Source organism: Thauera sp. K11 (assembly GCF_002354895.1).
In the GTDB taxonomy this organism is placed as follows: Bacteria; Pseudomonadota; Gammaproteobacteria; order Burkholderiales; family Rhodocyclaceae; genus Thauera; species Thauera sinica.
The window spans coordinates 2,634,683-2,659,691 of record NZ_CP023439.1 but is presented as its reverse complement, the minus strand read 5'-3'; the positions used below and the strand labels follow the sequence as shown (position 1 = coordinate 2,659,691).

Sequence of the window (25,009 nt, the reverse complement as noted above, 5' to 3'; positions counted from 1 at the left end):
ACTTTTTTCATCATGTGGAAAATCAAGACTTGTACCCTTGCCGTCGCCGTGGCGCTGGCCTTGCCGGCGCAGGCCGCCGACGATCGCCAGTCCATGGAGCTGCTGCGCCAGACCACCCTGGACCTGATCGATGCGCTGGTGGAGACCGGGGTGCTGACCCGGGCCAAGGCCGACGCCCTGATCAAGCAGGCCGAGGCGAAGGCCGCAGACAAGGTGGCGAAGGCGGCGGCCGATCCGGCGCGGCCCGCCACCGTGCGCGTGCCCTACATCCCCGAGAGCGTGCGCAACGACATCCGCGACCAGGTCAAGCAGGAGGTGCTCGCCCAGGCGCGCAACGAACGCTGGGCCGCGCCCAATTCGCTGCCGGAGTGGGTGAGCCGCATCCAGTGGGAAGGCGACGTGCGCGTCCGCTACCAGTCCGACATGTTCGCGGACGACAACACGCCGGCGGCCTACTATGCCGGCGCCAACATGGCGGCGATCGACAGGAATGGCCGGCCGAGCATCGCGGACGGCTCTTCCCCGCCCTATGTGACGCGGAACGCCGCCGCCACCGAGACCGACTCGGAAGGCCGTGCGCTGGGCAGCCTGAACGAGGACCAGCAGCGCTGGCGTGTCCGCGCCCGGCTCGGCCTCACCGCCCAGGTCGCCGACACGGTCAGCGCCGGGGTCCGGCTCGCGACCGGCAACACCAACGACCGCGTGTCGACCAACCAGACGCTCGGCCAGAACTTCAACAAATATTCCTTCGTCGTGGACCGCGCCTTCATCCGCTACGACCCGGTCGAGTGGCTGACGGTGTCGGGCGGGCGCATCGCGAACCCGTGGCTGTCCACCGACCTGATCTGGGACGAGGACCTCAACTTCGAGGGCCTCGCCGCGACGCTGAAACCCTCGCTCGATTCCGGGCGGCTGAGGCCCTTCCTGACGGCGGGCTGGTTCCCGCTGCGCATCGATGCGCCCAAGGAGCACGGCTCCCGCTCGCTGAGCGCGGTGCAGGTCGGCGTCGACTGGGAAGCCCGGCGCGACCTTCGCCTGAAGTTCGGCGCCGCACAGTACAAGTTCGACAACGTCGAAGGGCGCGAGGATCGCCGCTTCGACGAGTTCATGCTGCAGAGGCTGCCGGGCTACGGCCAGTACGAGTACGGGTCCGGTTTCCGCTCGAAGGGCAATACGCTCTTCACGACGAACAACCGGCTCGAGCAGCCGGGCAACCCCTTCGATTCCAGCAATTGGATCTGGGGCCTGGCGTCGCGCTTCGAGCCGCTCGCCCTCACGGCCGCTATCGACATCGCACGCTTCGACCCCGTACACGTCATGCTGTCCGCGGAGTACATCAAGAACACCGCGTTCGACCGCAAGGAGATCCAGCGCCGCACCGGCGTGCGCCTGAGCGACGGCAGCGATACCGCCTATCTCTACCGGATCGCCGTCGGCATGCCGAGCATCCGCCAACTCGGCGACTGGCAGGCTTCGCTCACCTACCGCCGCGTCGGCTCCGATGCCGTCCTGGATGCCTTCACCGATTCCGACTTCGGGCTCGGCGGCACCAACGTGAAGGGCTACACCCTCGGCTTCAGCTACGGCATCGAGCAGAACACCGCGATCGGCCTGCGCTGGATGTCGGCGGACAGCATCGATTCGCCGACGCTGGTCTCGGGCGACAAGTTCGGCGTGGATACGCTGCAGATGGACCTGTCGGTGCGCTTCTGATGACCAAGATCGTTTCAAGACTGCTCGCCGTCGGATTGGGAATCGCGCTGGCGTGCCCGGCGCTTGCCCAGAGCGGCTCGGCTTCTCGCGACCAGGAACAGATTCGCCGTCTTCGCATGCAGTTGCAGCAGGTATCCCGTGCGCTCGACGAGGCCGAACGCACTCGCGACTCGCTGGCGGGCCAGTTGAAGGAAGCCCAGGCGGCACGCGACGCTGCGGAGGAGAAGGTCGGCAGCGAAGGCGCGGCGCGGCGGGGGCTCGCGGCGCGGCTGGAGCAGGCCAGCAGCGAGAAGACGCGGCTCGACGGCACCCTGGCGGAAACGCGCAAGTCGCTCGAGGCGCGGACGTCGGAACTGGCCGCCGCCCGGGCCGAGGGCGAACGGCTGCAGTCCGAACTGGCCGGCGAGCGGGGCCGCCTGAAGCAGGTCGACGGCCAACTCGGCCAATGTACCGCGGACAACGCGGAACTCGCCGGAAGCGCGCGCGAACTCCTGAAGCTCTATGCGGACAAGGGCGTGGGCGATGTTCTGAGCGCCAACGACCCCGTGCTGGGCATCGGTCGTGTGCGGCTCGAAAATCTCATGGAGCGCTACGGCGATCGCATCGCGGACCACGACATGGCGTCGAACGCACGCCGTGCGGCAGATGGTCCCGGTGCCGAAACCGGCCGCTGAACGCATCTCGGCGATCCGGCGGGCATGACGCCGCGGGCGGGCCGGGTCTCCGCATGCCTCTCGCCGGCACGGCCGCAGGCGCGGTTCTTGCGCGTGGACTCGGGCCACGGCTGGACGTCGGCAGCGGCGGCGTGCTCGATGCGCCGCCGGGCTTGCCCCCCGCCGCAGGATAGGATCGTGCCCGCCGCCGTCCGCGAACGGGCGTGGCGCCCCGCTACGGCTTCCGCTGCAAGGACCCGTAGCGCTGCAGCACCCTGGGCACGTAGGCCTGTGTTTCGGCGTAGGGCGGAATGGCGTAGCCGTGGCGCATGACGGCGCCCTCGCCGGCGTTGTACGCCGCCAGCGCCAGCTCGGTGCTGCCGAACTGGTCGAGCAGGTCGCGCAGATAGCGGATGCCGCCGCGCAGGTTGTCGTCCGGGTCGAGCGGATCGCTCACCCCGTAGCGCTGCGCGGTCGCCGGCATCAACTGCATCAGGCCGAGCGCGCCCTTGGGCGAGCGCGCATCCGGCCGATAGGCGCTCTCGACCTCGACCACCGCCATGGCGAGCGCGGGATCGACGCCGTGTTCGCCGGCGATGCTTTCCACCCGCGCCCGCAGGCGAGGCGGCGGTGCCTGCCGGGTTCCGCGTGCCGAAGGCCGTTGCGCGGACGGTTCGGAACCCATCAGGCGCTTGTAGCGGCCGTCGACCTTGAAGTCGCTGAAGTGCGCGACGCCGGATTCATCGACGAAACCGTACAGGGTGTTTGCCGCGCAGTGGAGCGACGCGAGCAGCAGGGCGAGCGAAACGAGCGACAGGCGCATGCATGTCCTTCCGGGTTTGCGGTGCCGGGCCCGGCGGCATTCGGCCGGGGCCCGGTGGCGGGAGCATGGGGGCTGCCCGTGACAAGCCGATTGCGGACCCCTGTCGGGCAGGCGTTCCGCCATGTGGCGCGCCCGTTTCCGGCCCGGACCGCGTTGCGCCATGCCGTTCCCGGCGGGGAGGCGGAGCGCCTGGGGAGTGGTCCTGCCGCCCGGAGAGGATGGTCTTCCTTCATTAACCGCCATGCAACATTCGGCATCTAGCCTTCTTGTTCCTCGATCACACAATCGGCGTTTGCCCCGCATGCAGCCCAATCCATCCCGGCCATCGGCCATCCGCAGGATTCACGCCGGATTCACCCTTCTCGAGTTGCTGGTCGTGATGGTCATCATCGGCCTGCTCGCCGGCTATGTCGGGCCGCGCTTCTTCTCGCAGATCGGCAAGTCGGAAACCAAGGTGGCGCAGGCGCAGATCGATGCGTTCGGCAAGGCGCTGGACCAGTACCGGCTCGACGTGGGCCGCTATCCGACCACCGAGCAGGGGCTGCAGTCGCTGATGGCGGCGCCGACGGACACCCCCCGCTGGGCGGGTCCCTACCTCAAGAAGGCGGTGCCGCTCGATCCCTGGGGCAAGCCCTACCAGTACCGTCAGCCTGGCGAGCATGGCGAGTTCGACCTGTTTTCCTTCGGCTCCGACGGCCAGCCCGGCGGCGAGGGCGGGGCGGCCGACGTGAGCAACTGGTAGGCCGATGCGCTATAGCGTCAGGGCCGTCGGCGCGGACCGGCTGGTCGTAGACCTCGACATCGATGCCGGGTCCGAGGCGGAAATGCGCACGATCGTGGCCGCGCGCGGCCTGATGGTGCTGGCGTCGAAAGCACGCGTGGCGCCGGCGCACCGGGGCAAGTTCCCGCTGCTGCTGTTCAACCAGGAACTGCTCGCGCTGCTGCGCGCCGGCATCGCGCTTGCCGAGGCGATCGCCGCCCTGGCAGAGAAGGAAACCCGGCCGGCGATACGCACCGTGCTGCAGGGCATGCTGGGCGCGCTGCGCGAGGGGCGCACGCTGTCGAGCGCACTCGACAGCGCGGGCGGGGCCTTTCCGGAACTCTACGTCGCCACGATCCGGGCCGCCGAGCGCACCAGCGATCTCGACCATGCCGTCGAGCGCTACATCGCCTACCAGCAGCAGGTCGACACCCTGCGGGGCAAGCTCGTCAGCGCGGCGATCTATCCCGCCCTCCTGCTGGGGGTCGGCGGGCTGGTGGTGCTGTTCCTGATGGCCTACGTGGTGCCGCGCTTCTCCCACATCTACGAAGACCTGGACGGCGAACTTCCGCTGATGTCCCGCCTGCTGCTCGAATGGGGGCAGTTCATCGAGGCGCATGCGGTAGGCGGCGCGATGCTGCTGGCGATCGCGGTGGCGGGCCTGGTCGCGCTGTCGCGGCATCCCGGGGTGCGCGCCGCGTTCGGCCGGGCCCTGTGGCGCATGCCGGTGGTCGGCGAGAGCCTGCGCGTGTTCCAGTTGGCGCGCTTCTATCGCACGCTGGGGATGCTGCTGTCGGGCGGCATCCCGGTGCCCACCGCGCTGACCATGGTCTCGGGCCTGCTCACGCAGACGCTGCGCACCAGCCTGGACGGGGCCATCGCCCGTATCCGGGAAGGGCAGGGCTTTGCCGCGACCCTGGCGGCCGGCGGGCTGACGACGCCGGTTGCGATGCGCATGCTCGAAGTCGGCGAGCGCGCCGGCAACCTGGGCGACATGCTGAGCCGCGCCGCCGAATTCCACGAGGAAGACACGGCGCGCCAGGTCGAATGGCTGACCCGCCTGTTCGGCCCGCTGCTGATGCTCTTCATCGGCGGTGCGATCGGCCTGATCGTGGTGCTGATGTACCTGCCCATCTTCCAGTTGGCGGAGAGCATAGGATGAACGCGCCGGACGCGCTGCGGCGCCAGTTGCAGGCCACGCCCCCGCCCGCGCCGTTTTCCGCCGCCGAACTGTCGGGCGCCGCCGGCGGCGGCGTGGCGCTGCTCGAGGGGCTGGCCAGGCTGGAGCCGGACCCGGCCGTCCGGATGGCGCGGCTCGGCGCGAGCTGCTCGCTGCCGGCCATCGACAATGCGCGGCTGATGGCGCTCGTGCCGGACTTCGGCGCCATCGCCTTCGAGCAGGCCCTGCGCCGCGAATGCGTGGCCTTGCGCGAGGACGACGGCACGCTCCTGGTCGTGGTCTCGAACCCCTTCGACGACGACCTGCTCGACGGCCTGAGCGCGCGGCTGTCGGAGGGCTTCGCGCTGGCGCTGGCGGATGCCGACACCATTGCCGCCTGCCTGGCCCGGCACGAAGACGAGGTGCGCCGCGCCGCCGGCCTGCACATGGCGCGGGAGGACGAGAACGACGGCGAACTCGTCGAGGAACTGTCGCTCAAGCGCATCAGCGCCGACGCCAGCCCGGTGGTGAAGCTGGTCAATTCCACGCTGTACGACGCGCTCAAGCAGGGCGCCAGCGACATTCACCTCGAAACGGTGCCGGCGGGGCTGGTGATCCGCTACCGCATCGACGGCGTGCTGTCGCGGGTGGGCGGGGCCGCCGGGGCGGAACTGGCCGAGCAGGTGGTGTCGCGCCTGAAGGTGATGGCCGAACTCGACATCGCCGAGCGCCGCGTGCCGCAGGACGGCCGCTTCAAGGCGCAGGCGGGCGGGCGCGAGATCGACTTCCGCGTCTCCATCATGCCCAGCATCCACGGCGAGGACGCGGTGCTGCGGGTGCTCGACAAGGAGCACCTCTCCGCCGAGATGAGCGGGCTCACGCTGGAGTCGCTCGGCTTCGACGGGGCTTCGCGCGCGGTGCTGCGCCGGCTGGCGAGCGAGCCCTACGGCATGCTGCTGGTGACCGGCCCCACCGGCAGCGGCAAGACCACCACGCTGTACGCGACGCTGGGCGAGACCAACAGCGGGCTCGAGAAGGTGGTGACGATCGAGGATCCGGTCGAGTACCAGCTCGCCGGCGTGCTGCAGATCCCGGTCAACGAGAGGAAGGGGCTCAGCTTCGCCCGCGGCCTGCGTTCCATCCTGCGCCACGACCCGGACAAGATCATGGTGGGCGAGATCCGCGACGGCGAGACGGCCGAGATCGCGGTGCAGGCGGCGCTGACCGGCCACCTGGTGTTCACCACCGTCCATGCGAACAACGTGTTCGACGTGATCGGGCGCTTCATGCACATGGGCATCGACCCCTACAACCTCGTCGCCGCGCTGAACGGCGTGGTGGCGCAGCGCCTGGTGCGCATCAACTGCCCGCAGTGCAGCGCGCCGGTGACGCCGGATGCGGAGCTGATCGCCGATTCCGAGCTGGGCGACGTGTCGGGGTTCCGCTTCCACGCCGGCACCGGCTGTGGCCACTGCCGCGGTTCGGGCTACAAGGGACGGCGCGCGGTGGCCGAGGTGCTGGTGCTCGACGACGAGGTGCGCGAGCTGATCCTGTCGCGCGCGCCCATCCGCGTGCTGAAGGAAACCGCCCGCCGGCGCGGCTTCCGCAGCCTGCGCGAGGCGGTGACGGATCTCGTCGCCGCGGGGGATACGACGGTGGAGGAGCTGAATCGTGTCACGCTTCTCGGCTGAACCCTGGCGCTTGACCCTGGGCGAGCGCACCTGGCGCCTCGCCCGTGCCGGGGACGAGCGGACCGCGCCGGTGGAGGGCGAGCCGGCGGCGGCGCTGGCGGGCCTGGGCTGGCCGGAGGAAGCACGCCGGGGGGCACTCGCGGTCGAGTTCGCCGATGCCTGGCTGCGCTACATCGTGATCGAGTGGCCGGCGGGCCTCAAGGGCGGGAGCGAGCGCGAAGCCTGGGCGGCCGAACGGATGCGCAGCGTCCACGGCGTGGGCGGGCCGGAATGGGCGATCAGCGTCGATCGCGGCGCGAGCGGCGACACGGCGCTGGCCTGCGCCGCCCCGCGGACGCTGGTGGATGCGGTGGCGCGCCTCGCGGCGGAGCGGCGGCTGCGCATCACCGCCATGCAGGGCAGCTTCGTGACGGTGTACAACCGCCTGCTGCCCGGTTCGCACGTGGGCGGGAAGGGGGCCTGCGGTGCGCTCGGCGTCTGCCGCGAGGGGCGCCTGACGCTCGGCCTGTGGGCCGGCGGGCAGTGGCGGCGCATTCGCAGCGCGAACGCCGGCGGCGACGTCGGCGCGATGCTCGGCCGCATGCTGCCCGGGCTGGCGACCACCATCGGCGATGCCGCCGGCGCGGGGGTGCTGCACGTGCTCGGCGCCGCGCCGCAGGTGTTGCCCGAGGGATGGAGCGTGCAGGTGTGCGAGGGGGCGGCGTGAGAGGTTTCAGGCTTCCCTGGCCGCGCCCGAGCCAGGCTCCCGAACGGATCGAACTCGATTTCGTACCCATCCGGCGGGCACCCACCAGGCTTGGCTGGGCGCTGCTCGCTGTCGGGCTGCTGTGCGCGGGGATCGAACTCGAGCGCTTCATGTCGGCGCGCGCGGAGCTGGACGAGCGCGCGCGGATCGTCGCTGCGCTGCGCAGCCAGCAGCCGGCGCCCGCGCCGCCTGCACCACCCGAACCGCCCCTCACGGCGCAGGAGGTGCAGGGCGCGCGTCGCGTCGCGGCCCGCCTGGATGCCGACTGGAGCACGGTGTTCGCGGCGCTTGCGCGCGTGCGCGGCAGCGACGTGGCCTGGGTCGAGGTCGAGATGGTGGAGGTGCAGGCGGCCGGCGCCGGGGCGGGCGACGCGAGCGGCCGCACGGCGGCGGGTGGCCTGCGCCTGTCGGGTGAGGCGCGCTCGCTCGACGCGGTGCTCGCGGTGCTCGACCGCATGCGGCACGAGCCGGTGCTCGCCGGCATCGACCTCGTGAGCCACGAAGCGGCGGCGCAGGACGGCGCGGACTTCGTGCGCTTCGTCGTCGCCGCGCGCAGCCGGGGAGGCGCCTGATGGCAGCGATCGGGATGGCCGGAGCGAATGCCGTGCGCGCGCTGTCGGGCCGGCTGCGGCGCCTCGCCCGCGGCGCGGGATGGGCCGGCGGTGTGGGCGTCGGGCTGATCGTGGCGGCCCTCGCGGGCGGCCTGCTGGCCGACGGCTACATCGACGATGAAGGGCGCGGGATCGCGCACGAGCGGGCCCGGCTGATGCGCGCGCCCCTCGATCCCGCCGCCGGCCGGATCGACAGCGACCGCGCCCGCCTCGAACGCTTCTACGCGCAGCGCTTCCCCGGCGAAGCGGAACTGCCCGCGCGCCTCGGCCGGCTCTACGCCGCGGCGCAGGCGCAGGGCGTCGAGATCCGCCGCGTCGACTACCGCATCACGCCCGAACCGGCCACGCCCCTGAAGCGGGTGGTGCTGGCCTTGCCGGTACGCGGCGACTTCCCGCACATCCATGCATGGTTGAGTGCGGTGCTGGTCGATATGCCGGAACTGGCGCTGGAAGGGCTTTCGATCAAGCGGGCGGGCGGCGAGGCGAACACGCTGGAGACCGAGATCCGCCTGGCGATCTTCGTCGGAGGCGGGCGATGACGGCCCGCAAGTGGCGCCTCGGCGCGGCGCTCGCCCTGACGCTGGCGGCCACGCTGTGGGCAGCCCTGCAGGGGGGCGACGAGCCCGCGAACGCGCCGCCCTCGTCCCGTCGCGCCGCCGCCGCCGCCGGGGCGGGCGGTGCTCCGGCACCCGCCGCGACACGCGTCGCCGCGCCTGCGATCGCGCTCCCCGGCCTGCCGGATGAGCCGGCCCGCCAGGCCCTGGCGGCAGAGGGCGCCAACTTCGTTGCGCCGCTCAGCTTCCGGGCGGCGCCTCCGCCGCCTCCACCGCCCTCGCGACCCGCGGCGCCGCCCCTGCCGTTCCGCTACATCGGCGTGATCGTCGAAGACGGCAAGCGTTGTGCGCTGGTGATGGAAGGCGATCAGTTGCGGATGCTGCGCGGCGGCGACGAGATCGCCGGCCGCTACCGCGTCGAGCGCATCGACGAAGCCCGAATCGAATTCGTCTACCTGCCGCTCAAGCAGCGCCAGTCCCTCTCCTTGTCCCGTTCATGACCCAAAAGTCTCGTTCCTGCCCGCCGCTACGCGGCCTCGTCCTGTCCGTCTCGCTGCTGGTGCTGTCCGCCTGCGCGACGAATCCCGCCCTCGAGCGCAGCCGCGCGGCCTTCGCCGACGGCGATCGCACCGCGGCCTTCATCCTGCTGAAGGGGGAGGTGGCCAAGGACCCGGGCAACCATGAGTTGCGTGCCTACTACCTGCGCCAGCGCGAACTGCTGGCGAGCGAGCGCCTTGCGGCCGCCGACCGCGCGCGCGCGGCCGGACGCACCGAGGAGGCGGCGCGGCTGTACGCCGAGGTGCTGCAGATCGATTCGGAGAGTCCGCGTGCGCGCATCGGCGCCGCGGAACTCGCGGCCGACGCCCGCCGCACCGCGCGGCTCAACGAGGCGGAAGCGGCGATCGGCAAGGACGATGCCGCGGCCGAGCGCGCGGTGCGCGCGGTGCTCGTCGAGCAGCCCAGCAATGCGCGTGCGCGCCAGTTGCTGCGCACCCTGGACGAGCGCGCCGACGCGAAGGCCGCGCCGGTGGTGGAGGCGCTGGGCGGCGCGATGGCCAAGCCGGTGACGCTGGAATTCCGCGAGGCGCCCCTGCGCATCGTGTTCGAGGCTCTTGCGCGCGCCAGCGGCCTCAACTTCGTGTTCGACCGCGACGTGCGCGCGGATTCCAAGGTGACGCTGTTCGTGCGCAACAGCTCGGTGGACGAGGTGCTGAAACTCATCACCACCACCCAGCAGCTCGAGCGCAAGCTGCTCAACACCAATTCGGTGCTGATCTATCCGGCCAATGCCGCCAAGCAGAAGGAGTACCTCGACCTCGTCACGCGCAGCTTCTATCTCGCCAATGCGGACGCCAAGCAGGCGCTGGCGATGGTGCGGCAACTGGTGAAGACGAAGGACGTGTTCATCGACGAGAAGCTCAACATGCTCGCCATCAAGGACACGCCCGAGGCGGTGCGGCTGGCCGAGCGCGTGCTGGCGACGCTGGACATCGCCGAGCCGGAGGTGATGCTCGAAGTGGAGGTGCTCGAGATCGGCCGCAACAAGCTCTCCGACCTCGGCGTGGAGTTCCCCAACGAGGTCGGCTACGGGCTGATCCAGTCCGGCCTGGCGACCACCACCATCGTCAACGGCGTCACCCAGACCACCACGTCGCCGGGCGGGGCGCTCGCGGCGGGCGTCGTCAACCTTCGCAACACCGGCTCGATGGTCCCCTACGTGAGCAACCCGGCCGCCATCCTGAAGCTGCGCAACGAGGACGGCGACACCAGCCTGCTGGCCAACCCGCGCATCCGGGTCAAGAACCGAGAAAAGGCCAAGATCCACATCGGCGAGAAGCTGCCGGTGTTCACCACCACGTCGACGGCGAACGTCGGCGTGTCGGCCTCGGTGAGCTATCTCGACGTCGGCCTCAAGCTCGACGTGGAGCCCAGCGTCACGCTGGAGGACGAAGTGGTGATCAAGGTGGCGCTCGAAGTGAGCAGCATCGTCAAGGAGGTGCCGGGGCCGTCGAGTTCGCTCGCCTACCAGATCGGCACGCGCAGCGCCGCCACCACGCTGCGGCTGGCCGACGGCGAAACGCAGGTGCTCGCCGGGCTGATCAGCGACGAGGAACGCTCGAGCGCGCGCCGCCTGCCGGGCCTCGGCGATATTCCCGGGCTGGGCAGGCTGTTCTCGGCGCAGCGCGACAGCGCCGTCAAGACCGAAGTGGTGCTGCTCATCACGCCGCGCATCGTGCGCAACGTGATCGCCCCGCCGACGACGCGCGCGGACCAGCCCGCCGGCACCGAAAGCTCGGTGGGCAAGCGCCAGTTGCGCCTCGGGCCGACGGCCCCGAACAGCCTCGGCCTGCACGGCGGTGCGCGGACGCCGCCGGGTGCGGGGAACCGCGAGCCCGTGCGCGAGGCGCCCGTGCAGGAAGAGGCGCCCGCAGCGGAAGCCGCACCGGCACCGGAAGCAGCGCCCGCGCAGGAGGCGGCGCCCGCCGGAACCCGGGAAGGCGCGGCAGAGGTGACGCCGGTTGCGCCGGCGGCCCCCGGCGCTGCAGCTGCGGAGCCCGCCGCGGCGCCTCCCGCAGGGGACGGCACACCGCCTCCCGAGCGCGTCGAACGGTCCGACTGATGAGCACGACCCTTTGCTGGCCCGACCGCGCGCGGGGATTCACGCTGATCGAACTCGTCGTCACCGTCGCGATCGTCGGCATCCTGGCGGCGGTCGCCACGCCGATGATGGAACTCGGCGCCCGGCGCACGAAGGAAACCGAACTGCGCAGTGCGCTGCGCCAGATCCGCACGGCGATCGACGCCTACAAGGCTGCCTACGACGAAGGGAAGATGGAGCGCAAGGAAGGTGTCAGCGGCTACCCGCCCAACCTGGAAGTGCTGGTCAACGGCGTGCCGGACGTCACCTCGCCCCAGGGGGGGCGAATCTATTTCCTGCGCCGCCTTCCGCGCGATCCCCTGAATCCGCAGGGCGACGCCCCCCCCGGAGCGACCTGGGGCAAGCGCAGCTACGCCAGCCCGCCCGACGCGCCGACGGAGGGGACCGACGTGTTCGACGTCTATTCGCTCGCCTCCGGCTCCGGCCTGGACGGCGTCCCATATCGGGAATGGTGATGCCGGCGCCCGGGAAACGTATTTCGACGACCCGTGGAAAGCGGCGGGGCGGGGCACGTGCGCGCGGTTTCACCCTGATCGAACTCCTCGTCGTGATGGCGATCATCGCGACGCTGCTGTCGATTGCCGCGCCACGCTACTTCGACCACCTGGACCGCTCGCGCGAAGCCGCCCTGCGCCAGTCCCTGAGCGTCATGCGCGATGCGCTCGACAAGTTCAAGGCCGATACCGGACGTTTCCCGCACGAACTCGGCGAACTGGTCGACCGCCGCTACCTGCGCAACGTGCCGAAGGATCCGGTCACCGATAGTGCCGAAACCTGGGTCGCCGTGCCCGAAATCGAGGAGGTGCCCGGCGCGGGAACGGGCGGCATCCGCGATGTGCACAGCGGCGCCGAGGGGCTGGCGCGTGATGGCAGCGCTTATGCGGAATGGTAGGCGGCAACGCGGCTTCACCTACCTGCTGGTCCTGTTCCTCGTCGTGGCGCTGGGCATCGGTGCGGCGCAGATCGGCGTCGTCTGGCAGCAGGCCGTGCAGCGGGAGCGCGAGATCGAGCTTCTCTACCGGGCCAGCGACATCGCGAAGGCCATCGGCCGCTATCAGTCGAGAACGCCCGTGGGTACGCGCAAGCATCCGCAAAGTCTCGACGAACTGATCGAAGACCGGCGTTTCCCGGTGCCGGTCCGCCACCTGCGCCGCGTGTGGCGCGACCCCTTCACCGGCGAGCCGGACTGGGTGCTGGTGCGCACCGGCGAGGCCATCGTCGGGCTGCACAGCCGCGCCAAGGGAAGCCCGATCCGCACGCACGGCCTGCCTCCCGAACTCGGCCCCGAGGCCGGCGGCGCGGCCCGCTACTCGGACTGGGTGTTCCGCCCGGACATCAAGACGGCCCCGGCGGCAGAGGAGTCCAAGGCAGCGTCGGCCGCGAAGGATTAGCGCCGCCGCCGGGGCCCCAGCCGACAGGCGGGGACGAGCGCCCGGCTGCGCGTGCGAAGCTCAGTGCCTGCGCACCAGCCAATCGAGCAGCGGTTTCCATTGAATCCGCTCGACGGCGTCGAAGCCGTTTCCATCGAACATCGTCGTGCTGGTCTCGACGGCATGCACGTAGCGTTGAGCCTGCCGTATGCAAGTGACGAGCGGCAGGTCGAACTGCTGCAGGAACTCCACCAGTTGGCGGGAAGCGTGGGTTCGCGGATCGATCCGCATGCCGACGATGCCGATGTCGACCTTGTCCTTGCGCACCGCCTTGGTTTCCGCGAGTTCCTCGAAGAATTCACGGCTGGCGAGCATGTCGAAGCGCGAGGGCGAAACCGGCACGACGACCTTGTCCACTTCGTTCAGCGGACTCTTGAGCCGCTTGCCGTGCAAGCCTGCCGGCGTGTCGAGGATCGCGATGCTGCAATCCTTGGGCGGCGCCTCGAACTCTTCGGAGGAAAGATCCCAGTGGCGGATGGGTGCGAGGTGGCGGGGCCTGGCAGCCAGCCAGTGCCGGCTCGACTGTTGCCGGTCCAGGTCTCCCAGATAGACGATCTCGTCGTTTCTCGCGAACCAGCTCGCGAGATGCACGGCCAGCGTCGATTTGCCACTCCCTCCCTTGGGGTTCGCGACCATGATTTTGCGCATTTCGATTGCCCGATGGACGATAAGAGTATAAATTGTTCATACAGTTTATACCTCAAATCGCTTCCGGAGAAACACATGAGCGAGAAAGTCCAGGCAAAGCCGAAAGAAGAAGTCCAGGTGAACGCGAAGGCAGAAATCCAGGCGAAGGCACAAGAAGCCGCCGCGCCGGTCAAGGCCCAGCCCGCTGCCGAAGCCCAGGGGAAGCAGCAGAGCGCGGCTCCGGCCCCGGCGAAGGCCGAGGCGGAGCCCGCGAAGAAGGCGGCTCCGAAGGCCAGGCCGGCGAAAGCGCCTGCGGCGGCGAAGGCCGCAGCCGGGAAACCTGCCGCGGCCACCAAGAAGGCCGAAGCCAGGCCGGCCGCGCAGGCTGCTCCCGCGGCAAAGGCCGAGGCCGCCGCGCCCGCGGAGACCGCCAAGGCTGCGAAGGCCAAGAAGCACGCCCCGGCAAAGCCCAAGCTGGTGCGCGACAGCTTCACCATTCCCGAGACCGACTATGCGTTGTTCGGTACGCTGAAGGAGCGTGCGCTGGCCAACGGCACCGAAGTGAAGAAGAGCGAACTGGTGAGAGCCGGCCTGGCATTGCTGGCCAGCACCGGGGACGCTCAGTTCATCGAGGTGCTCGGCCGCGTCGAACGTATCAAGACCGGGCGCCCGAAGAAATAAGGCGTCCGTGGCGGCGTGCCCCTTGCACCATCGGCGCCGGCGGCAAGGGACACGGAAACCGCTCCGGATCGGTGCCGGACCGGCCCTCGATGCTGCCGTCGGGCAACGCCGCGCATCGATTCCCGTATCGATTCGTCCGGCGGGCGGCTACCGGATCGGCGTGACGCCGGGGCGCTCCCGGTCGAAGGCAGCCTGTCGATGCCACCCGATTTCGTCCGGCGCCCGGCTGGTGCGTGTCAATATCGGCGGTCCGGCGGCACAGCGGTACCGAAGGCGCGGTCCCAGAACGTGGTCATGGTGCCGTAGGCACACGACGGGCACCGGCAGTGGTGCAGCCGGTGCTGGCGCATGCATGCCGCCAGCCAGTGGCCGGCCGGGTGGCGGCGTGCGTGTAGCGCGTGGTGCGTGATCTCCTGCGCGACGTGTCCTGCGAGCAGGCCCAGCGCCAGGCCGGTCGCCAGCCACCGGTCGCCGATCGTGAGCATCGGTATCGCGACCAGGGCGATCAGCAGCAGGGCGCTGAAGAGCAGCGGCGTGCGCATGGGTTCGTCGGGGCGGTGGTGATGCTGCGCATGCCACCTGCGGAACGGCTCGATGCCATGCAGTACGAAGCGATGCAGCAGGTATTCGAGCAAGGTCCACAGCGCGAGGCCCGCCAGCACGCAGACCGCCAGCGGCAGCCAGCCGCCGTGCGGACGCATCGCCGACAGCATGAACAAGACCGCTCCCGCACTCACCGGCAACGGCAAGGCATGCGGGAATACCGTCGTGACGTGTTGCAGATCGAACCGCTTCATCGCCTCCCCCTGGCCGCCGCCCGCCGGCGGCGCTCCGGTTTGCGCAGGGACCGCCCTCTTTGAATCTTAGACGCTCCGGTCCGGCGATGCTTCCGGCGGGCCGGCGCGGCCATGCCGCGCAGCGGTGCCGGAAAAAAGAAACCCCGCCCGGGCCTCGCCCTGCGGGGGAGGGGAATGCGGTGCGGCGGCGGCTTATTCCGGGCGCATCTGCGGGAACAGGATCACGTCGCGGATCGCCGGGGCGTCGGTCAGCAGCATCACCAGACGGTCGATGCCGATGCCGCAGCCGCCGGTCGGCGGCAGGCCGAACTCGAGGGCGCGGATGTAGTCGGCGTCGTAGTACATCGCTTCCTCGTCGCCGGCTTCCTTGGCCTGCACCTGGGCCTGGAAACGCGCGGCCTGGTCTTCGGGGTCGTTCAGCTCGGAGAAGCCGTTGGCGATCTCGCGGCCGACGATGAAGAGTTCGAAGCGCTCGGTGATTTCGGGGTTGGTGTCGGAGGCGCGTGCCAGCGGCGACACTTCGACCGGGTAGTCGATGATGAAGGTCGGCTCCCACAGTTCGGCTTCGGCGCAGGCTTCGAAAAGCTGCAGTTGCAGGCTGCCCAGGCCGCCCGGCTTCACCTTCTCGCCGAAGTCGGCGATCTTCTGCCTCAGCCACGCGGCGTCGGAGAGCTGTTCGAGCGTGAAGCCGGGGTGGTACCTGCGGATCGCCTCGACGATGGTGAGGCGGTGGAAGGGCTTGGACAGGTCGAGTTCGCGGCCCTGGTAGACGAAGCTCTCGGCGCCCAGCGCCTCGCGCGCGGCGTGGCGGATCAGGCCCTCGGTGAAGTCCATCAGCGTGCGGTAGTTCGCGTACGCCTCGTAGAACTCCATCATGGTGAATTCGGGGTTGTGGCGCGGCGAGAGTCCTTCGTTGCGGAAGTTGCGGTTGACCTCGAATACCTTCTCGAAGCCGCCCACCACCAGGCGCTTGAGGTACAGCTCCGGCGCGATGCGCAGGAAAAGCTCCATGTCGAGCGCGTTGTGGTGGGTGATGAAGGGCTTGGCCGCGGCACCGCCGGGGATGGGGTGCATCATCGGCGTCTCGACCTCGAGGAAGCCGTGGCTCGTCATGTAGTTGCGGATCGACTGCACCATGCGGCTGCGCGCGACGAAGGTGAAGCGCGACTGCTCGCTCATGATGAGGTCGACGTAGCGCTGGCGGTACTTCTGCTCGACGTCGGTGAGGCCGTGGAACTTGTCGGGCAGCGGGCGCAGGCTCTTGGTGAGCAGGCGGATCTCGGTCGCCTTGACGGTGAGTTCGCCCGTCTTGGTCTTGAACACGGTGCCGACGCAGCCGACGATGTCGCCGATGTCCCAGGTCTTGAAGTCGGTGTAGACGTCCTCGCCCACGCTGTCGCGCTGCACGTAGAGCTGGATGCGGCCGGACAGGTCCTGGACGGTGATGAAGCTCGCCTTGCCCATCACCCGCTTGAGCATGATGCGGCCGGCCACCTTGACCTCCACCGGCGTCGCCTCGAGCGCCTCGGCGTCCTTGTCGCCATACAGCTCGTCCAGCTTGCCGGCGGTGTTCTCGCGCGAGAAGTCGTTGGGGTAGGCGCGGCCTGCGGCGCGCCAGGCGGCGAGTTTTTCCCGGCGTTCGGCGATCAGGTGGTTGTCGTCCTGCGGCGGGGTGTTCGTCTGGTCGGACATGGTGTTGTGCTTGTCGGCTCGAATGGGAAATCGTGGGCGCGGGCGTTGCCGCCGGCGACAAAGGCGTAATTGTGGCAGGCCGCAAGGGGCTGGGCAATTGCGCGGGTCCTGGCGGGCGGTGCAGGGCGATCCACCCGCGCATCGGTCCCGCGGAGCGGCGGCGGCCGGCATGGAGGAGGGCGTGCTGAAACGCGCATGCGCTCTACCACATATTTTTTCTCCACGCCCTAAAGGACGCCGCGGGCGGACCGATGACAGATCAGCGTCGCCGGACGCGCCACCAGGACTCGGAACCATGAACGTCTTCAGTCAGTTGTACGAGGCTGTGGAAAAAACCTTCTGGAACTCGCTGACGAAAAAGCTCTTCAGCCTGCTTTTCCTGCTTGTCGTCAACCTCGCCTATCTCGGCGTCTATTGGCAGCAGAAGCGCGAGGTCGCCGACCTGCTGCGGGAGGGCGCGGTGGCGCCGGAGGTGGCGGGGCGCATCGTCGATGCGCTCGAGGGCGGCTGGATCGTGCTGGTCGGGCTGACGGTGTTCGCGCTGCTGTTCTGCGTCGGCCAGATCCTCTACCTGCGGCATCTCATCGTCCGTCCGGTACGCGTCATCACCCGCATCTTCAACGAGATCGCGCGCGGCGAAGGCGATTTCTCGCACAACCTGCCGCTCTCCACCCACGACGAACTGCGCGAACTCGCCGCCGGCTACAACCGCTTCGCCGACAAGATGCGCCACATCATCGGCGAGGTGCGGCACATGAGCGTCAGCATCGCCCGCGAGGCGGTGCAGGTGAAGGTGCGGGTGGAAGGGTCGGCGCGGGATGCGCGCGAGCAGGGCCGCATGACGGCGCGGGTGTTCGAGGCCAGCACCGAGTCGACCGCGGCGATCAACGACGTGTCGGGGAGCGCGCACCGCATCACCGAATCGACCAGCGCCAACCTGAACATCGCGCGCGAATCCCTGGAAGAGATGCGCGACATCGCCGGCAAGATCAACGCCGTCAGCGAGAAGGTGCTGCAGTTCAACCATACGGTGGACGACCTGTCGCAGCGCTCCGAGAGCGTGAAGCAGATCGCCTCGCTGATCCGCGAAGTGGCCGACCAGACCAACCTGCTCGCGCTCAACGCCGCCATCGAGGCGGCGCGCGCAGGCGAGGCCGGCCGCGGCTTCGCGGTGGTCGCCGACGAGGTGCGCAAGCTCGCCGAACGCGTCAACAAGGCGACGGCGGAGATCGTCGGCAACATCAACGGCATGCTGGGGCTGGTCGCCGAGACGCGCAGCGAGAACGAGGTCATCAACGCCGACGTGCTGCACACGCGCGAAGTGGTCGACCGCTCCGCGCGCCAGTTCGAGCACATGGTGGGCGAATTCGAGGCCACCAGCACGCAGTTGGCGCAGATCGCCTGCGCGATGGAGTCGCTGTCGGCGACCAATGCCCGCGTGCATGACCACGTCGTCGAGATCAACGAACTGTCGAGCACCGTCGCGCGGCACATGGACGACAGCGAGCAGCGCACCGCCGACCTCACGCGGGCGACGGAGGCGGTGCAGGAACTGGTGTCGCGCTTCAGGACCGGCCAGGGCGCCTTCGACAGGGCGGTGGAGCAGACCCGCCGCTTCCGCGATCAGGTACAGGCCGGGCTCGAGGCCATGGCCGGGGACAGGATCGACGTCTTCGACCGCCAGTACCGCCCGATGCCGGGGACCAATCCGCCCAAGTTCAAGGTATCGTGGGGCGACGAATTCACCCGCCGCTGCCAGCGCACCTTAGACGAAAGCCTTGCCGCCACGCAGGGCGCGGTGTTTGCCGTGGCCGTGAATGTCGACGGCTACCTGTCGGCCCACAACACCCGGTTCTCGCGGCCGCTCACCGGCGATCACGACACCGACCTCGTCGGCAACCGCACCTGCCGCAAGTTCGAGGCCCCCGCCGAACTGCGCGCCGCGCACAACACCGAACCCCTGCTGCTGCAGACCTACCTGCGCGACACCGGCGAAATCCTGTGCGACATGGCCATGCCCATCGTGGTCGACGGGCGCCACTGGGGCAACGTGCGCATCGGCGTGCCGGTGGAAGCGCTGCTCGAGGGCTGACGCCCGTCCGGCCGCGGCCGGTCCGCTGCGGCGAAAGCTTGCGACGCGGCGGTCGGCGGGCAACTGCGGACCGCCGTGGCGCGCCGGCGTGATCAATCCCTCCGTTTCTTTCGGGCCGATGTCGCTGCCCGTCGAGCCCGCCTGCCGGCGCAGGACGAGGGCATCCTCGAGGCGGCATTTCGCATGTCACCGTGATGGATTCGTGCTTTTCCGTCATGACGAAGTGCCGATCGGCCCGGGCGGGGTGACATACTGCAGTCATAGGGTGCAGTGTCGCCGCGGCACGGGTCGCATGCCGTGATGGCGCTCGACAGCAATGACGAGGCACGCGCCGGGAGCGCATCCCGGCCGAGATGCCGGTGATGGCCGAATCGCGCTATCCACGGGGAGTTCCATGTTTTTCGCGCATTCGACGCAGCGGGAAGACCGGTCCGACTGGCAGCCTCTCGCGGAACATCTGCGCAAGGTCGCCGAGCTGGCCGCGGGTTTCGCATCGATCTTCAACGCCGCCGGGCTGGCGGTGCCGGCCGGATTGCTGCACGACATCGGCAAGTACACCGAGGATTTCCAGCGGCGGATCGCCGGCGAAGCGGTACGGGTGGATCATGCGACGCGCGGCGCCATGGTGGCGCTCCAGCAGTATGGCCAACTGGGCTACCTGATCGCCTACGCCATCGCCGGTCACCACGCTGGGTTGGCCAACGGTATCGAGAGCGGCGAGCGCACTTCCCTGAAGGAGCGTTTGCGCGGGGCAGGCCTGCCGCCCTTGTCGCCGCAGTGGCAGCAGGAGATCCAACTGCCGCCGAACCTGGGCGAACTACCGTTCAGGAAGGCCGGCGGCGGCGGGCCGATGTTCCAGGCCGCCTTCCTGGTGCGCATGCTGTTCTCCTGTCTGGTAGACGCCGATTACCTGGATACCGAAGCCTTCTATGACCGGGTTGCGCAACCCGGCGAACCGGGTAATCGCGGCGCACTGCGCGCGGTTGAAGTGCCGCGGCTGGAAGCATTGCGGGAACGCCTCGACGCCCACCTCGCCGCCTTTTCCGCGAACTCCGACGTCAATCGCGTCCGGGCGGACATCCTGGCGCACGTGCGCAGCGAGGCCGCGTGCGATCCCGGTCTGTTCTCGCTGACGGTGCCCACCGGCGGCGGCAAGACCCTGGCCTCGCTCGCGTTCGCGCTGGACCACGCGATACGCCATGGCCTGCGGCGGGTGATCTTCGTCATCCCCTTCACCAGCATCGTCGAGCAGAACGCTGCGGTGTTCCGCCGGGCGCTGGGCGAACTCGGGGAGGCTGCGGTGCTGGAACATCACAGCGCCTTCGTCCCGCCACCGTCGTCCCGCGACGATGCCGAGCGCTACCAGTCGCAGGAGAAGCTGAAGCTGGCGATGGAAAACTGGGATGCACCCGTCGTCGTCACCACCGCGGTGCAGTTCTTCGAAAGTCTGTTCGCCGCCCGGCCGTCACAGTGCCGCAAGCTGCACAACATCGCGGGCAGCGTGGTGATCCTGGATGAAGCCCAGACCCTGCCTTTGAAACTGCTGCGCCCGGCGGTTGCCGCCATCGACGAACTGGCGCGCAACTACCGCAGCAGCGTGGTGCTGTGCACCGCCACCCAGCCGGCGCTGCAGGCGCCCGAGTTTGCCGGCGGGCTGGAGCAGGTTCGCGAACTCGCGCCCGAACCGCCTACGCTGTTCCGCAAGCTGGAGCGGGTGCGGGTGAGGCATGTGGGCGAGCTGGACGACGAGGCACTGGTCGCGCACATGCGTTCGCACGAGCAGGTGTTGTGCATCGTGAATAACCGCCGCCATGCGCGTGCGGTGTTTCAGTCCATGGCGGACCTGCCCGGCGCACGCCACCTGACGACGCTGATGTGCGCCCGCCACCGCAGCGAAGTGCTGGCCCGAGTGCGGGCGGATCTGAAGCAGGGACGGCCGTGCCGGCTCGTCTCCACGAGTTTGATCGAGGCCGGGGTCGATGTGGATTTCCCCTTGGTGCTGCGCGCGGAGGCCGGGCTGGACTCCATCGCCCAGGCCGCCGGCCGCTGCAACCGGGAGGGGCGGCGGGATGCCGCGGCCAGCGAGGTATTGGTGTTCTCTACCGCCAATCCCGATTGGGCGCCGCCGCCTGAACTCAAGCAGTTCGCCCAGGCAGCGGCAACCGTGCTGCGCAGCCATGCGGACGATCCGCTGTCGCCCGCTGCGATTCAGGCTTACTTCCGCGAGTTGTACTGGCAGAAAGGCGGTGCGGCGCTGGATGGCGGCGATCTGCTGGGATTGCTACAGCGCAGCCGTCCCGACAGCCTGCCGATGGAAACGCTGGCGGCGAGCTTCCGCATGATCGAGTCGGTGCAGATGCCGGTGATCGTGCCTTTCGACGACGAGGCACGCGAGGCGCTGCGGGCACTGCGCTTCGCCGACAAGAGCGGCGGCCTCGCCCGCCGTCTGCAGCCCTATCTGGTGCAGTTACCGCGCCAGGGCTTCGAGGCGCTGCGCAAGTCGGGCGCCATCCAGCCGGTGGCGGCGGAGCGCTGGGGTGAGCAGTTCATGGAACTGGCGGTGATGGATCTGTACGACGAGCGCTTCGGGTTGAGCTGGGAAGATCCAGCGTTTCTGAGAGGTGAGTCGCTGATGTGGTAGCAGGAAAATTTCGACATTGAACAACCTAAAAAGCTAGGCTAAGTTGGGTTCACGATCATGACAGGGGTTATGTCGTGAAACAGCCAAAAGAGTCTGGCCCGGACCTGCATATCAAGTTTGAGCTGAGCTTTCGAGGACACCGACAGCCATTACTGCCGTGGTTGGTCATCGGCATTGCTTTGATCGGACTGATCGAGAGACTGGTGCGGATGTGGATTGAAACTTAGGTTGTTCAATGTGAGTAAGTGGGAAAAGTCACCCCTCTTTATGAGAGGTGACTAATCATAAGGGGAGGCGGGATGGCTTTTGGGGTAAGGGTCTTGGTCTGGGGCGAACGTGCTTGCTTCACACGACCGGAAATGAAGGTCGAGCGTGTGAGCTATGACGTCATCACGCCTTCGGCCGCGCGCGGCATCCTGGAGGCGATCCACTGGAAGCCGGCGATCCGCTGGCATATCGACCGCATCCATGTGCTGAAGCCGATCCGCTTCGAGTCCATCCGGCGCAACGAGGTCGGCGGCAAGCTGTCGCCGGCCAGCGTGGCGAAGGCGATGAAGGCGGGCAGCACGGCCGGCCTCGCCACCTATGTGGACGAGGACCGCCAGCAGCGCGCTGCCACCGTGCTGCGCGACGTGCGCTATCTGATCGAGGCCCATTTCGAACTCACCGGCCGTGCCGGTCCGGAGGATTCCGTCGGCAAGCACCTGGACATCTTCAATCGTCGTGCGCGCAAGGGACAGTGCTTCCATGCGCCCTGCCTGGGCGTGCGCGAGTTTCCCGCCAGCTTCGAACTGCTGGAGGACGGTGCGCCGGCGCCCTTGCCGGAGTCCGGCGTGGAGGCGGACAAGGATCTTGGCTGGATGCTGCACGACATCGATTTTTCCGATGGCATGACGCCGCGCTTCTTCCGCGCCCGCATGCAGGGCGGCGTCATCGAAGTGCCGCCGTGGCAGGTCGGGGAGGTGAAGGCATGATCCTGCAGGCGCTTGTGCGCAACTACCAGCGGTTGATCGAGCGGCGGGCCGAAGGCATCGCGCCCTATGGCTACAGCCCGGAGAAGATCAGCTACGAGATCGTGCTCGCCGCCGATGGCGCGGTGCTGGCGGTCAACGACATCCGCGACACCACCGGCAAGAAGCCGCAGCCGCGGGTGCTACAGGTTCCGCAGCCACCAAAGCGTGCGAGCAATATCGCCCCGTGCTTCCTATGGGACAAGACCAGCTACGTGCTCGGCGTCAGCGCTACCAGCAAGCGTACCGACAAGGAACATGAGGCTTTCAAGGAACTGCACGAAAACGCGCTGGCGAGTGAGAAGGACGAGGGCCTGAAAGCCTTGCTGGCCTTCCTGCAGCGCTGGTCGCCGGAGCAGTTCCAGGCGCCCCTGTTTTCCGCCGACATGCTGGACACCAACCTGGTATTCCGCCTGGGCGACGAGCATCGCCACCTTCACGAGCGCGAGGCCGCACAGGCCCTGCGCGCCCGTCTGCTGGGCAGTGGGGAGGAGGGCGCCGGGGCGGCTGCCGAGGCGATCTGCCTGGTGAGCGGCGAGTCCGCTGTCATCGCCCGGCTACACCAGGCCATTAGGGGGGTGAACGGCGCCCAGAGTTCGGGCGCCTCGCTGGTGTCCTTCAACCTCGACGCTTTCACCTCTTACTGCAAGAGCCAGGGCGACAATGCGCCGGTGTCGGAGCAGGCAGCCTTTGCCTACACCTCGGTGCTCAACTACCTGCTGCGGCGTAGCGCCGACAACCGCCAGCGCCTGCAGGTGGGCGACACCACGGTGGTGTTCTGGGCCGAGGCCGCCGGCAGTGAGGCGGATGCCCAGGCGGCGGAGAACTTCCTCGCCAGCCTGTTCGTTCCGCCGGACGACGACAGCGAGGCGGAACGTCTGCGCGTGGTGCTGGACGGCCTGGGCAAAGGCAGGCCGCTGGCCGAACTCGACCCCGGTCTTGCCCCCGGCACCCGCATGTACGTGCTCGGCCTGGCGCCGAACGCCTCGCGGCTGTCGGTGCGCTACTGGCAGGTGGACACGCTGGAGGTGTTCGCCAAACGGCTGGCACAGCACGCCCAGGACTTGCGCATCGAACCGCTGCCGTGGCGTGTCGAGCCCACCGCCTATAGCGTGGTGCGGGCGACTGTGCCCAACCGCGAGGGTGCGAAGCCGAAGGTTGACGACGCCTTCGACAACCTGGTCGGCGAAACCATGCGCGCCATCCTCAGCGGTGGTTTGTATCCGCGCAGCCTGCTCGCCAACACCGTGATGCGCATCCGCAGCGACGGCAATCTTTCCGGCATGCGTGCCGCGATCTGCAAGGGTGTTCTGGCGCGTGAGCGCCGCCTGGGCATCCGCACTTCCGATGAGGAGATCCCTGTGAGTCTGAACAAGCAATCCACCCAGCCCGGCTACCTGCTCGGGCGGCTGTTCGCGGTGCTGGAGTATGCGCAACGCAGCGCGCTGGGCGGGCAGGTGAACGCCACCATCCGCGACCGCTATTACGGCGCCGCATCGGCGACCCCGGCCGCCATTTTCCCGGTGCTGCTGCGCAACACGCAGAACCACCTCGGCAAGCTGCGCAAGGAGCGGCCCGGCCAGGCGGTGACGCTGGAGAAGGAAATCCGCGAGATCGTCGAAGGTCTGCCGGATCGTTTCCCGCGCAGCCTGAAGATCGAGGACCAGGGCCGTTTCGCCATCGGCTACTACCACCAGTCCCAAGCCCATTTCACCAAGCGCGACGCCGCCGGCGACGCGGCCGAACACACCGCAATCGAGACCGAAGGAGCCATCTGATGACGGCCATCGCCCATCGCTACGAATTCGTCTACCTGTTCGACGTCACCAACGGCAACCCCAACGGCGATCCGGATGCCGGCAACCTGCCGCGCCTGGACCCGGAAACCAACCGCGGCCTGGTGACCGACGTGGCCCTCAAGCGCAAGATCCGCAACTTCGTGACCCTGGACAAGGAAGGCGGCCCGGGCTACGCCATCTACATGCAGGAAAAGGCCATTCTCAACAACCAGCACAAGCGGGCCTACGATGCGCTGGAGATCAAGCCCGAGGACAAGAAGCTGCCCAAGGACGAGGCCAAGGCGCGGGAGATCACCGCGTGGATGTGCGCCAACTTCTTCGACGTGCGCACCTTCGGCGCGGTGATGACCACCGGCATCAACGCCGGCCAGGTGCGCGGCCCGGTGCAACTGGGCTTCGCCACCTCGGTCGAGCCGGTGCTGCCGCTGGAAATCTCCATCACCCGCATGGCGGTCACCACCGAGAAGGAGGCCGAGGCGCAGAGCGGCGACAACCGCACCATGGGGCGCAAGCACATCCTGCCCTACGGCCTGTATCGCGCGCATGGCTTCGTCTCCGCCAAGCTGGCCGAACGCAGCGGCTTTTCCGACGACGACCTGCGACTGCTGTGGCGTGCGCTCATCAACATGTTCGAGCATGACCGCTCCGCCGCGCGGGGCGAGATGGCGGCGCGCAAGCTGATCGTGTTCGAGCACGACAGCGCCATGGGCAACGCGCCGGCGCACGTGCTGTTCGACACCGTCGAGGTCGAGCGTGTGAAGTCGGAGGATGACGGCCCGGCGCGCAGCTTTGCCGACTATCGGGTACGCATCGACGCAGAAGCCCTGCCGCAGGGCGTGAGTGTGCGCGAGTACCTGTAAGGCGCAGCGGCG

The 25,009-nt window shown here is 68.8% G+C and carries 23 protein-coding genes; 19 read left to right on the top strand and 4 right to left on the bottom strand.

Annotated features, from left to right (window positions below; all coding sequences use genetic code 11):
* Positions 1–12: 12 nt before the first annotated feature.
* A complete protein-coding gene (locus CCZ27_RS11575) occupies positions 13–1,713 on the top strand; it encodes a putative porin (protein ID WP_096448327.1) in 1,701 nt (566 codons plus the stop codon).
* Positions 1,713–2,387 carry a hypothetical protein gene (locus CCZ27_RS11570; RefSeq protein WP_157748554.1) on the top strand — a complete coding sequence of 225 codons (675 nt, stop codon included), beginning with the start codon at positions 1,713–1,715 and terminating at the stop codon, positions 2,385–2,387. The genes CCZ27_RS11575 and CCZ27_RS11570 overlap by 1 nt, the downstream gene beginning before the upstream one ends.
* A gap of 214 nt (positions 2,388–2,601) precedes the next feature.
* On the opposite strand, the gene CCZ27_RS23985 is transcribed toward CCZ27_RS11570, so the two are convergent.
* Positions 2,602–3,189, bottom strand: a complete 588-nt coding sequence (locus CCZ27_RS23985) for a lytic transglycosylase domain-containing protein (protein ID WP_096448323.1) — start codon at positions 3,187–3,189, stop codon at positions 2,602–2,604.
* A gap of 301 nt (positions 3,190–3,490) precedes the next feature.
* Here CCZ27_RS23985 and gspG point away from each other — a divergent pair, with 301 nt between their 5' ends.
* The 11 genes from gspG to CCZ27_RS11510 are packed head-to-tail and all read left to right on the top strand — an operon-like array spanning position 3,491 to position 12,759.
* A complete protein-coding gene (gspG, locus tag CCZ27_RS11560; RefSeq protein WP_096448321.1) occupies positions 3,491–3,931 on the top strand; it encodes a type II secretion system major pseudopilin GspG in 441 nt (146 codons plus the stop codon).
* 4 nt (positions 3,932–3,935) lie between these two features.
* On the top strand, positions 3,936–5,111 hold the full coding sequence (locus CCZ27_RS11555; protein ID WP_096448319.1) for a type II secretion system F family protein: 1,176 nt from the start codon (positions 3,936–3,938) through the stop codon (positions 5,109–5,111).
* Entirely contained in the window at positions 5,108–6,799 is a 1,692-nt protein-coding gene (locus CCZ27_RS11550; RefSeq protein WP_096448317.1) for a GspE/PulE family protein, read from the top strand. The genes CCZ27_RS11555 and CCZ27_RS11550 overlap by 4 nt, the downstream gene beginning before the upstream one ends.
* Positions 6,780–7,505 (top strand): hypothetical protein, encoded by a 726-nt coding sequence (locus CCZ27_RS11545; protein WP_157748552.1) that lies wholly within the window; start codon positions 6,780–6,782, stop codon positions 7,503–7,505. The genes CCZ27_RS11550 and CCZ27_RS11545 overlap by 20 nt, the downstream gene beginning before the upstream one ends.
* Positions 7,502–8,116: a PilN domain-containing protein gene (locus CCZ27_RS11540; protein ID WP_096448313.1), complete on the top strand. Its 615-nt coding sequence runs from the start codon at positions 7,502–7,504 to the stop codon at positions 8,114–8,116. Before CCZ27_RS11545 ends, CCZ27_RS11540 begins: the two co-directional genes overlap by 4 nt.
* Positions 8,116–8,694 (top strand): hypothetical protein, encoded by a 579-nt coding sequence (locus CCZ27_RS11535; protein ID WP_096448311.1) that lies wholly within the window; start codon positions 8,116–8,118, stop codon positions 8,692–8,694. Before CCZ27_RS11540 ends, CCZ27_RS11535 begins: the two co-directional genes overlap by 1 nt.
* A complete protein-coding gene (locus CCZ27_RS11530) occupies positions 8,691–9,209 on the top strand; it encodes a hypothetical protein (protein WP_096448309.1) in 519 nt (172 codons plus the stop codon). The genes CCZ27_RS11535 and CCZ27_RS11530 overlap by 4 nt, the downstream gene beginning before the upstream one ends.
* Complete coding sequence (locus CCZ27_RS11525) at positions 9,206–11,329, top strand: secretin GspD/PilQ domain-containing protein (protein WP_096448307.1); 2,124 nt, start codon at positions 9,206–9,208, stop codon at positions 11,327–11,329. Before CCZ27_RS11530 ends, CCZ27_RS11525 begins: the two co-directional genes overlap by 4 nt.
* Positions 11,329–11,823 (top strand): type II secretion system protein, encoded by a 495-nt coding sequence (locus CCZ27_RS11520; protein WP_096448305.1) that lies wholly within the window; start codon positions 11,329–11,331, stop codon positions 11,821–11,823. Before CCZ27_RS11525 ends, CCZ27_RS11520 begins: the two co-directional genes overlap by 1 nt.
* Positions 11,823–12,260 carry a type II secretion system protein gene (locus CCZ27_RS11515; RefSeq protein ID WP_096452465.1) on the top strand — a complete coding sequence of 146 codons (438 nt, stop codon included), beginning with the start codon at positions 11,823–11,825 and terminating at the stop codon, positions 12,258–12,260. Before CCZ27_RS11520 ends, CCZ27_RS11515 begins: the two co-directional genes overlap by 1 nt.
* Entirely contained in the window at positions 12,247–12,759 is a 513-nt protein-coding gene (locus CCZ27_RS11510) for a type II secretion system protein (RefSeq protein WP_232516338.1), read from the top strand. The genes CCZ27_RS11515 and CCZ27_RS11510 overlap by 14 nt, the downstream gene beginning before the upstream one ends.
* A 60-nt stretch (positions 12,760–12,819) precedes the next feature.
* Here CCZ27_RS11510 and CCZ27_RS11505 read toward each other — a convergent pair whose 3' ends face one another.
* Positions 12,820–13,446 (bottom strand): ParA family protein, encoded by a 627-nt coding sequence (locus CCZ27_RS11505; protein ID WP_096448303.1) that lies wholly within the window; start codon positions 13,444–13,446, stop codon positions 12,820–12,822.
* Positions 13,447–13,521: 75 nt separating this feature from the next.
* Between CCZ27_RS11505 and CCZ27_RS11500 the strand changes: the two genes are divergently transcribed.
* The gene (locus CCZ27_RS11500; RefSeq protein ID WP_198363104.1) at positions 13,522–14,106 is read left to right on the top strand and encodes a hypothetical protein; all 585 of its coding nucleotides are present in this window, start codon (positions 13,522–13,524) and stop codon (positions 14,104–14,106) included.
* 236 nt (positions 14,107–14,342) lie between these two features.
* Here CCZ27_RS11500 and CCZ27_RS11495 read toward each other — a convergent pair whose 3' ends face one another.
* Positions 14,343–14,903: a sterol desaturase family protein gene (locus CCZ27_RS11495; protein WP_096448301.1), complete on the bottom strand. Its 561-nt coding sequence runs from the start codon at positions 14,901–14,903 to the stop codon at positions 14,343–14,345.
* Between the two features lie 192 nt (positions 14,904–15,095).
* Positions 15,096–16,595: a lysine--tRNA ligase gene (lysS, locus tag CCZ27_RS11490; protein WP_096448299.1), complete on the bottom strand. Its 1,500-nt coding sequence runs from the start codon at positions 16,593–16,595 to the stop codon at positions 15,096–15,098.
* 295 nt (positions 16,596–16,890) lie between these two features.
* Between lysS and CCZ27_RS11485 the strand changes: the two genes are divergently transcribed.
* The 5 genes from CCZ27_RS11485 (at position 16,891) to cas7c (ending at position 24,997) form a co-directional block, all read left to right on the top strand.
* Complete coding sequence (locus CCZ27_RS11485; protein ID WP_096448297.1) at positions 16,891–18,687, top strand: methyl-accepting chemotaxis protein; 1,797 nt, start codon at positions 16,891–16,893, stop codon at positions 18,685–18,687.
* A gap of 394 nt (positions 18,688–19,081) precedes the next feature.
* Positions 19,082–21,328: a CRISPR-associated endonuclease Cas3'' gene (locus tag CCZ27_RS11480; RefSeq protein ID WP_198363103.1), complete on the top strand. Its 2,247-nt coding sequence runs from the start codon at positions 19,082–19,084 to the stop codon at positions 21,326–21,328.
* A 299-nt stretch (positions 21,329–21,627) separates the two neighbouring features.
* Positions 21,628–22,302, top strand: coding sequence for a type I-C CRISPR-associated protein Cas5c (cas5c, locus tag CCZ27_RS11475; RefSeq protein ID WP_096448293.1), 675 nt, complete (start codon positions 21,628–21,630; stop codon positions 22,300–22,302).
* Positions 22,299–24,116 carry a type I-C CRISPR-associated protein Cas8c/Csd1 gene (gene cas8c, locus CCZ27_RS11470; protein WP_096448291.1) on the top strand — a complete coding sequence of 606 codons (1,818 nt, stop codon included), beginning with the start codon at positions 22,299–22,301 and terminating at the stop codon, positions 24,114–24,116. Before cas5c ends, cas8c begins: the two co-directional genes overlap by 4 nt.
* Entirely contained in the window at positions 24,116–24,997 is an 882-nt protein-coding gene (gene cas7c, locus CCZ27_RS11465) for a type I-C CRISPR-associated protein Cas7/Csd2 (RefSeq protein WP_096448289.1), read from the top strand. The genes cas8c and cas7c overlap by 1 nt, the downstream gene beginning before the upstream one ends.
* Positions 24,998–25,009 lie beyond the last annotated feature (12 nt).

Bases quoted from the DNA above. Each gene is read 5' to 3' on its own strand.
- CCZ27_RS11575 (WP_096448327.1), top strand. From the start codon at position 13: ATGTGGAAAATCAAGACTTGTACCCTTGCCGTCGCCGTGGCGCTGGCC.
- CCZ27_RS11570 (WP_157748554.1), top strand. From the start codon at position 1,713: ATGACCAAGATCGTTTCAAGACTGCTCGCCGTCGGATTGGGAATCGCG.
- CCZ27_RS23985 (WP_096448323.1), bottom strand. From the start codon at position 3,189: ATGCGCCTGTCGCTCGTTTCGCTCGCCCTGCTGCTCGCGTCGCTCCAC.
- gspG (WP_096448321.1), top strand. From the start codon at position 3,491: ATGCAGCCCAATCCATCCCGGCCATCGGCCATCCGCAGGATTCACGCC.
- CCZ27_RS11555 (WP_096448319.1), top strand. From the start codon at position 3,936: ATGCGCTATAGCGTCAGGGCCGTCGGCGCGGACCGGCTGGTCGTAGAC.
- CCZ27_RS11550 (WP_096448317.1), top strand. From the start codon at position 5,108: ATGAACGCGCCGGACGCGCTGCGGCGCCAGTTGCAGGCCACGCCCCCG.
- CCZ27_RS11535 (WP_096448311.1), top strand. From the start codon at position 8,116: ATGGCAGCGATCGGGATGGCCGGAGCGAATGCCGTGCGCGCGCTGTCG.
- CCZ27_RS11530 (WP_096448309.1), top strand. From the start codon at position 8,691: ATGACGGCCCGCAAGTGGCGCCTCGGCGCGGCGCTCGCCCTGACGCTG.
- CCZ27_RS11525 (WP_096448307.1), top strand. From the start codon at position 9,206: ATGACCCAAAAGTCTCGTTCCTGCCCGCCGCTACGCGGCCTCGTCCTG.
- CCZ27_RS11520 (WP_096448305.1), top strand. From the start codon at position 11,329: ATGAGCACGACCCTTTGCTGGCCCGACCGCGCGCGGGGATTCACGCTG.
- CCZ27_RS11515 (WP_096452465.1), top strand. From the start codon at position 11,823: ATGCCGGCGCCCGGGAAACGTATTTCGACGACCCGTGGAAAGCGGCGG.
- CCZ27_RS11510 (WP_232516338.1), top strand. From the start codon at position 12,247: ATGCGGAATGGTAGGCGGCAACGCGGCTTCACCTACCTGCTGGTCCTG.
- CCZ27_RS11505 (WP_096448303.1), bottom strand. From the start codon at position 13,446: ATGCGCAAAATCATGGTCGCGAACCCCAAGGGAGGGAGTGGCAAATCG.
- CCZ27_RS11500 (WP_198363104.1), top strand. From the start codon at position 13,522: ATGAGCGAGAAAGTCCAGGCAAAGCCGAAAGAAGAAGTCCAGGTGAAC.
- CCZ27_RS11495 (WP_096448301.1), bottom strand. From the start codon at position 14,903: ATGAAGCGGTTCGATCTGCAACACGTCACGACGGTATTCCCGCATGCC.
- lysS (WP_096448299.1), bottom strand. From the start codon at position 16,595: ATGTCCGACCAGACGAACACCCCGCCGCAGGACGACAACCACCTGATC.
- CCZ27_RS11485 (WP_096448297.1), top strand. From the start codon at position 16,891: ATGAACGTCTTCAGTCAGTTGTACGAGGCTGTGGAAAAAACCTTCTGG.
- CCZ27_RS11480 (WP_198363103.1), top strand. From the start codon at position 19,082: ATGTTTTTCGCGCATTCGACGCAGCGGGAAGACCGGTCCGACTGGCAG.
- cas5c (WP_096448293.1), top strand. From the start codon at position 21,628: ATGGCTTTTGGGGTAAGGGTCTTGGTCTGGGGCGAACGTGCTTGCTTC.
- cas8c (WP_096448291.1), top strand. From the start codon at position 22,299: ATGATCCTGCAGGCGCTTGTGCGCAACTACCAGCGGTTGATCGAGCGG.
- cas7c (WP_096448289.1), top strand. From the start codon at position 24,116: ATGACGGCCATCGCCCATCGCTACGAATTCGTCTACCTGTTCGACGTC.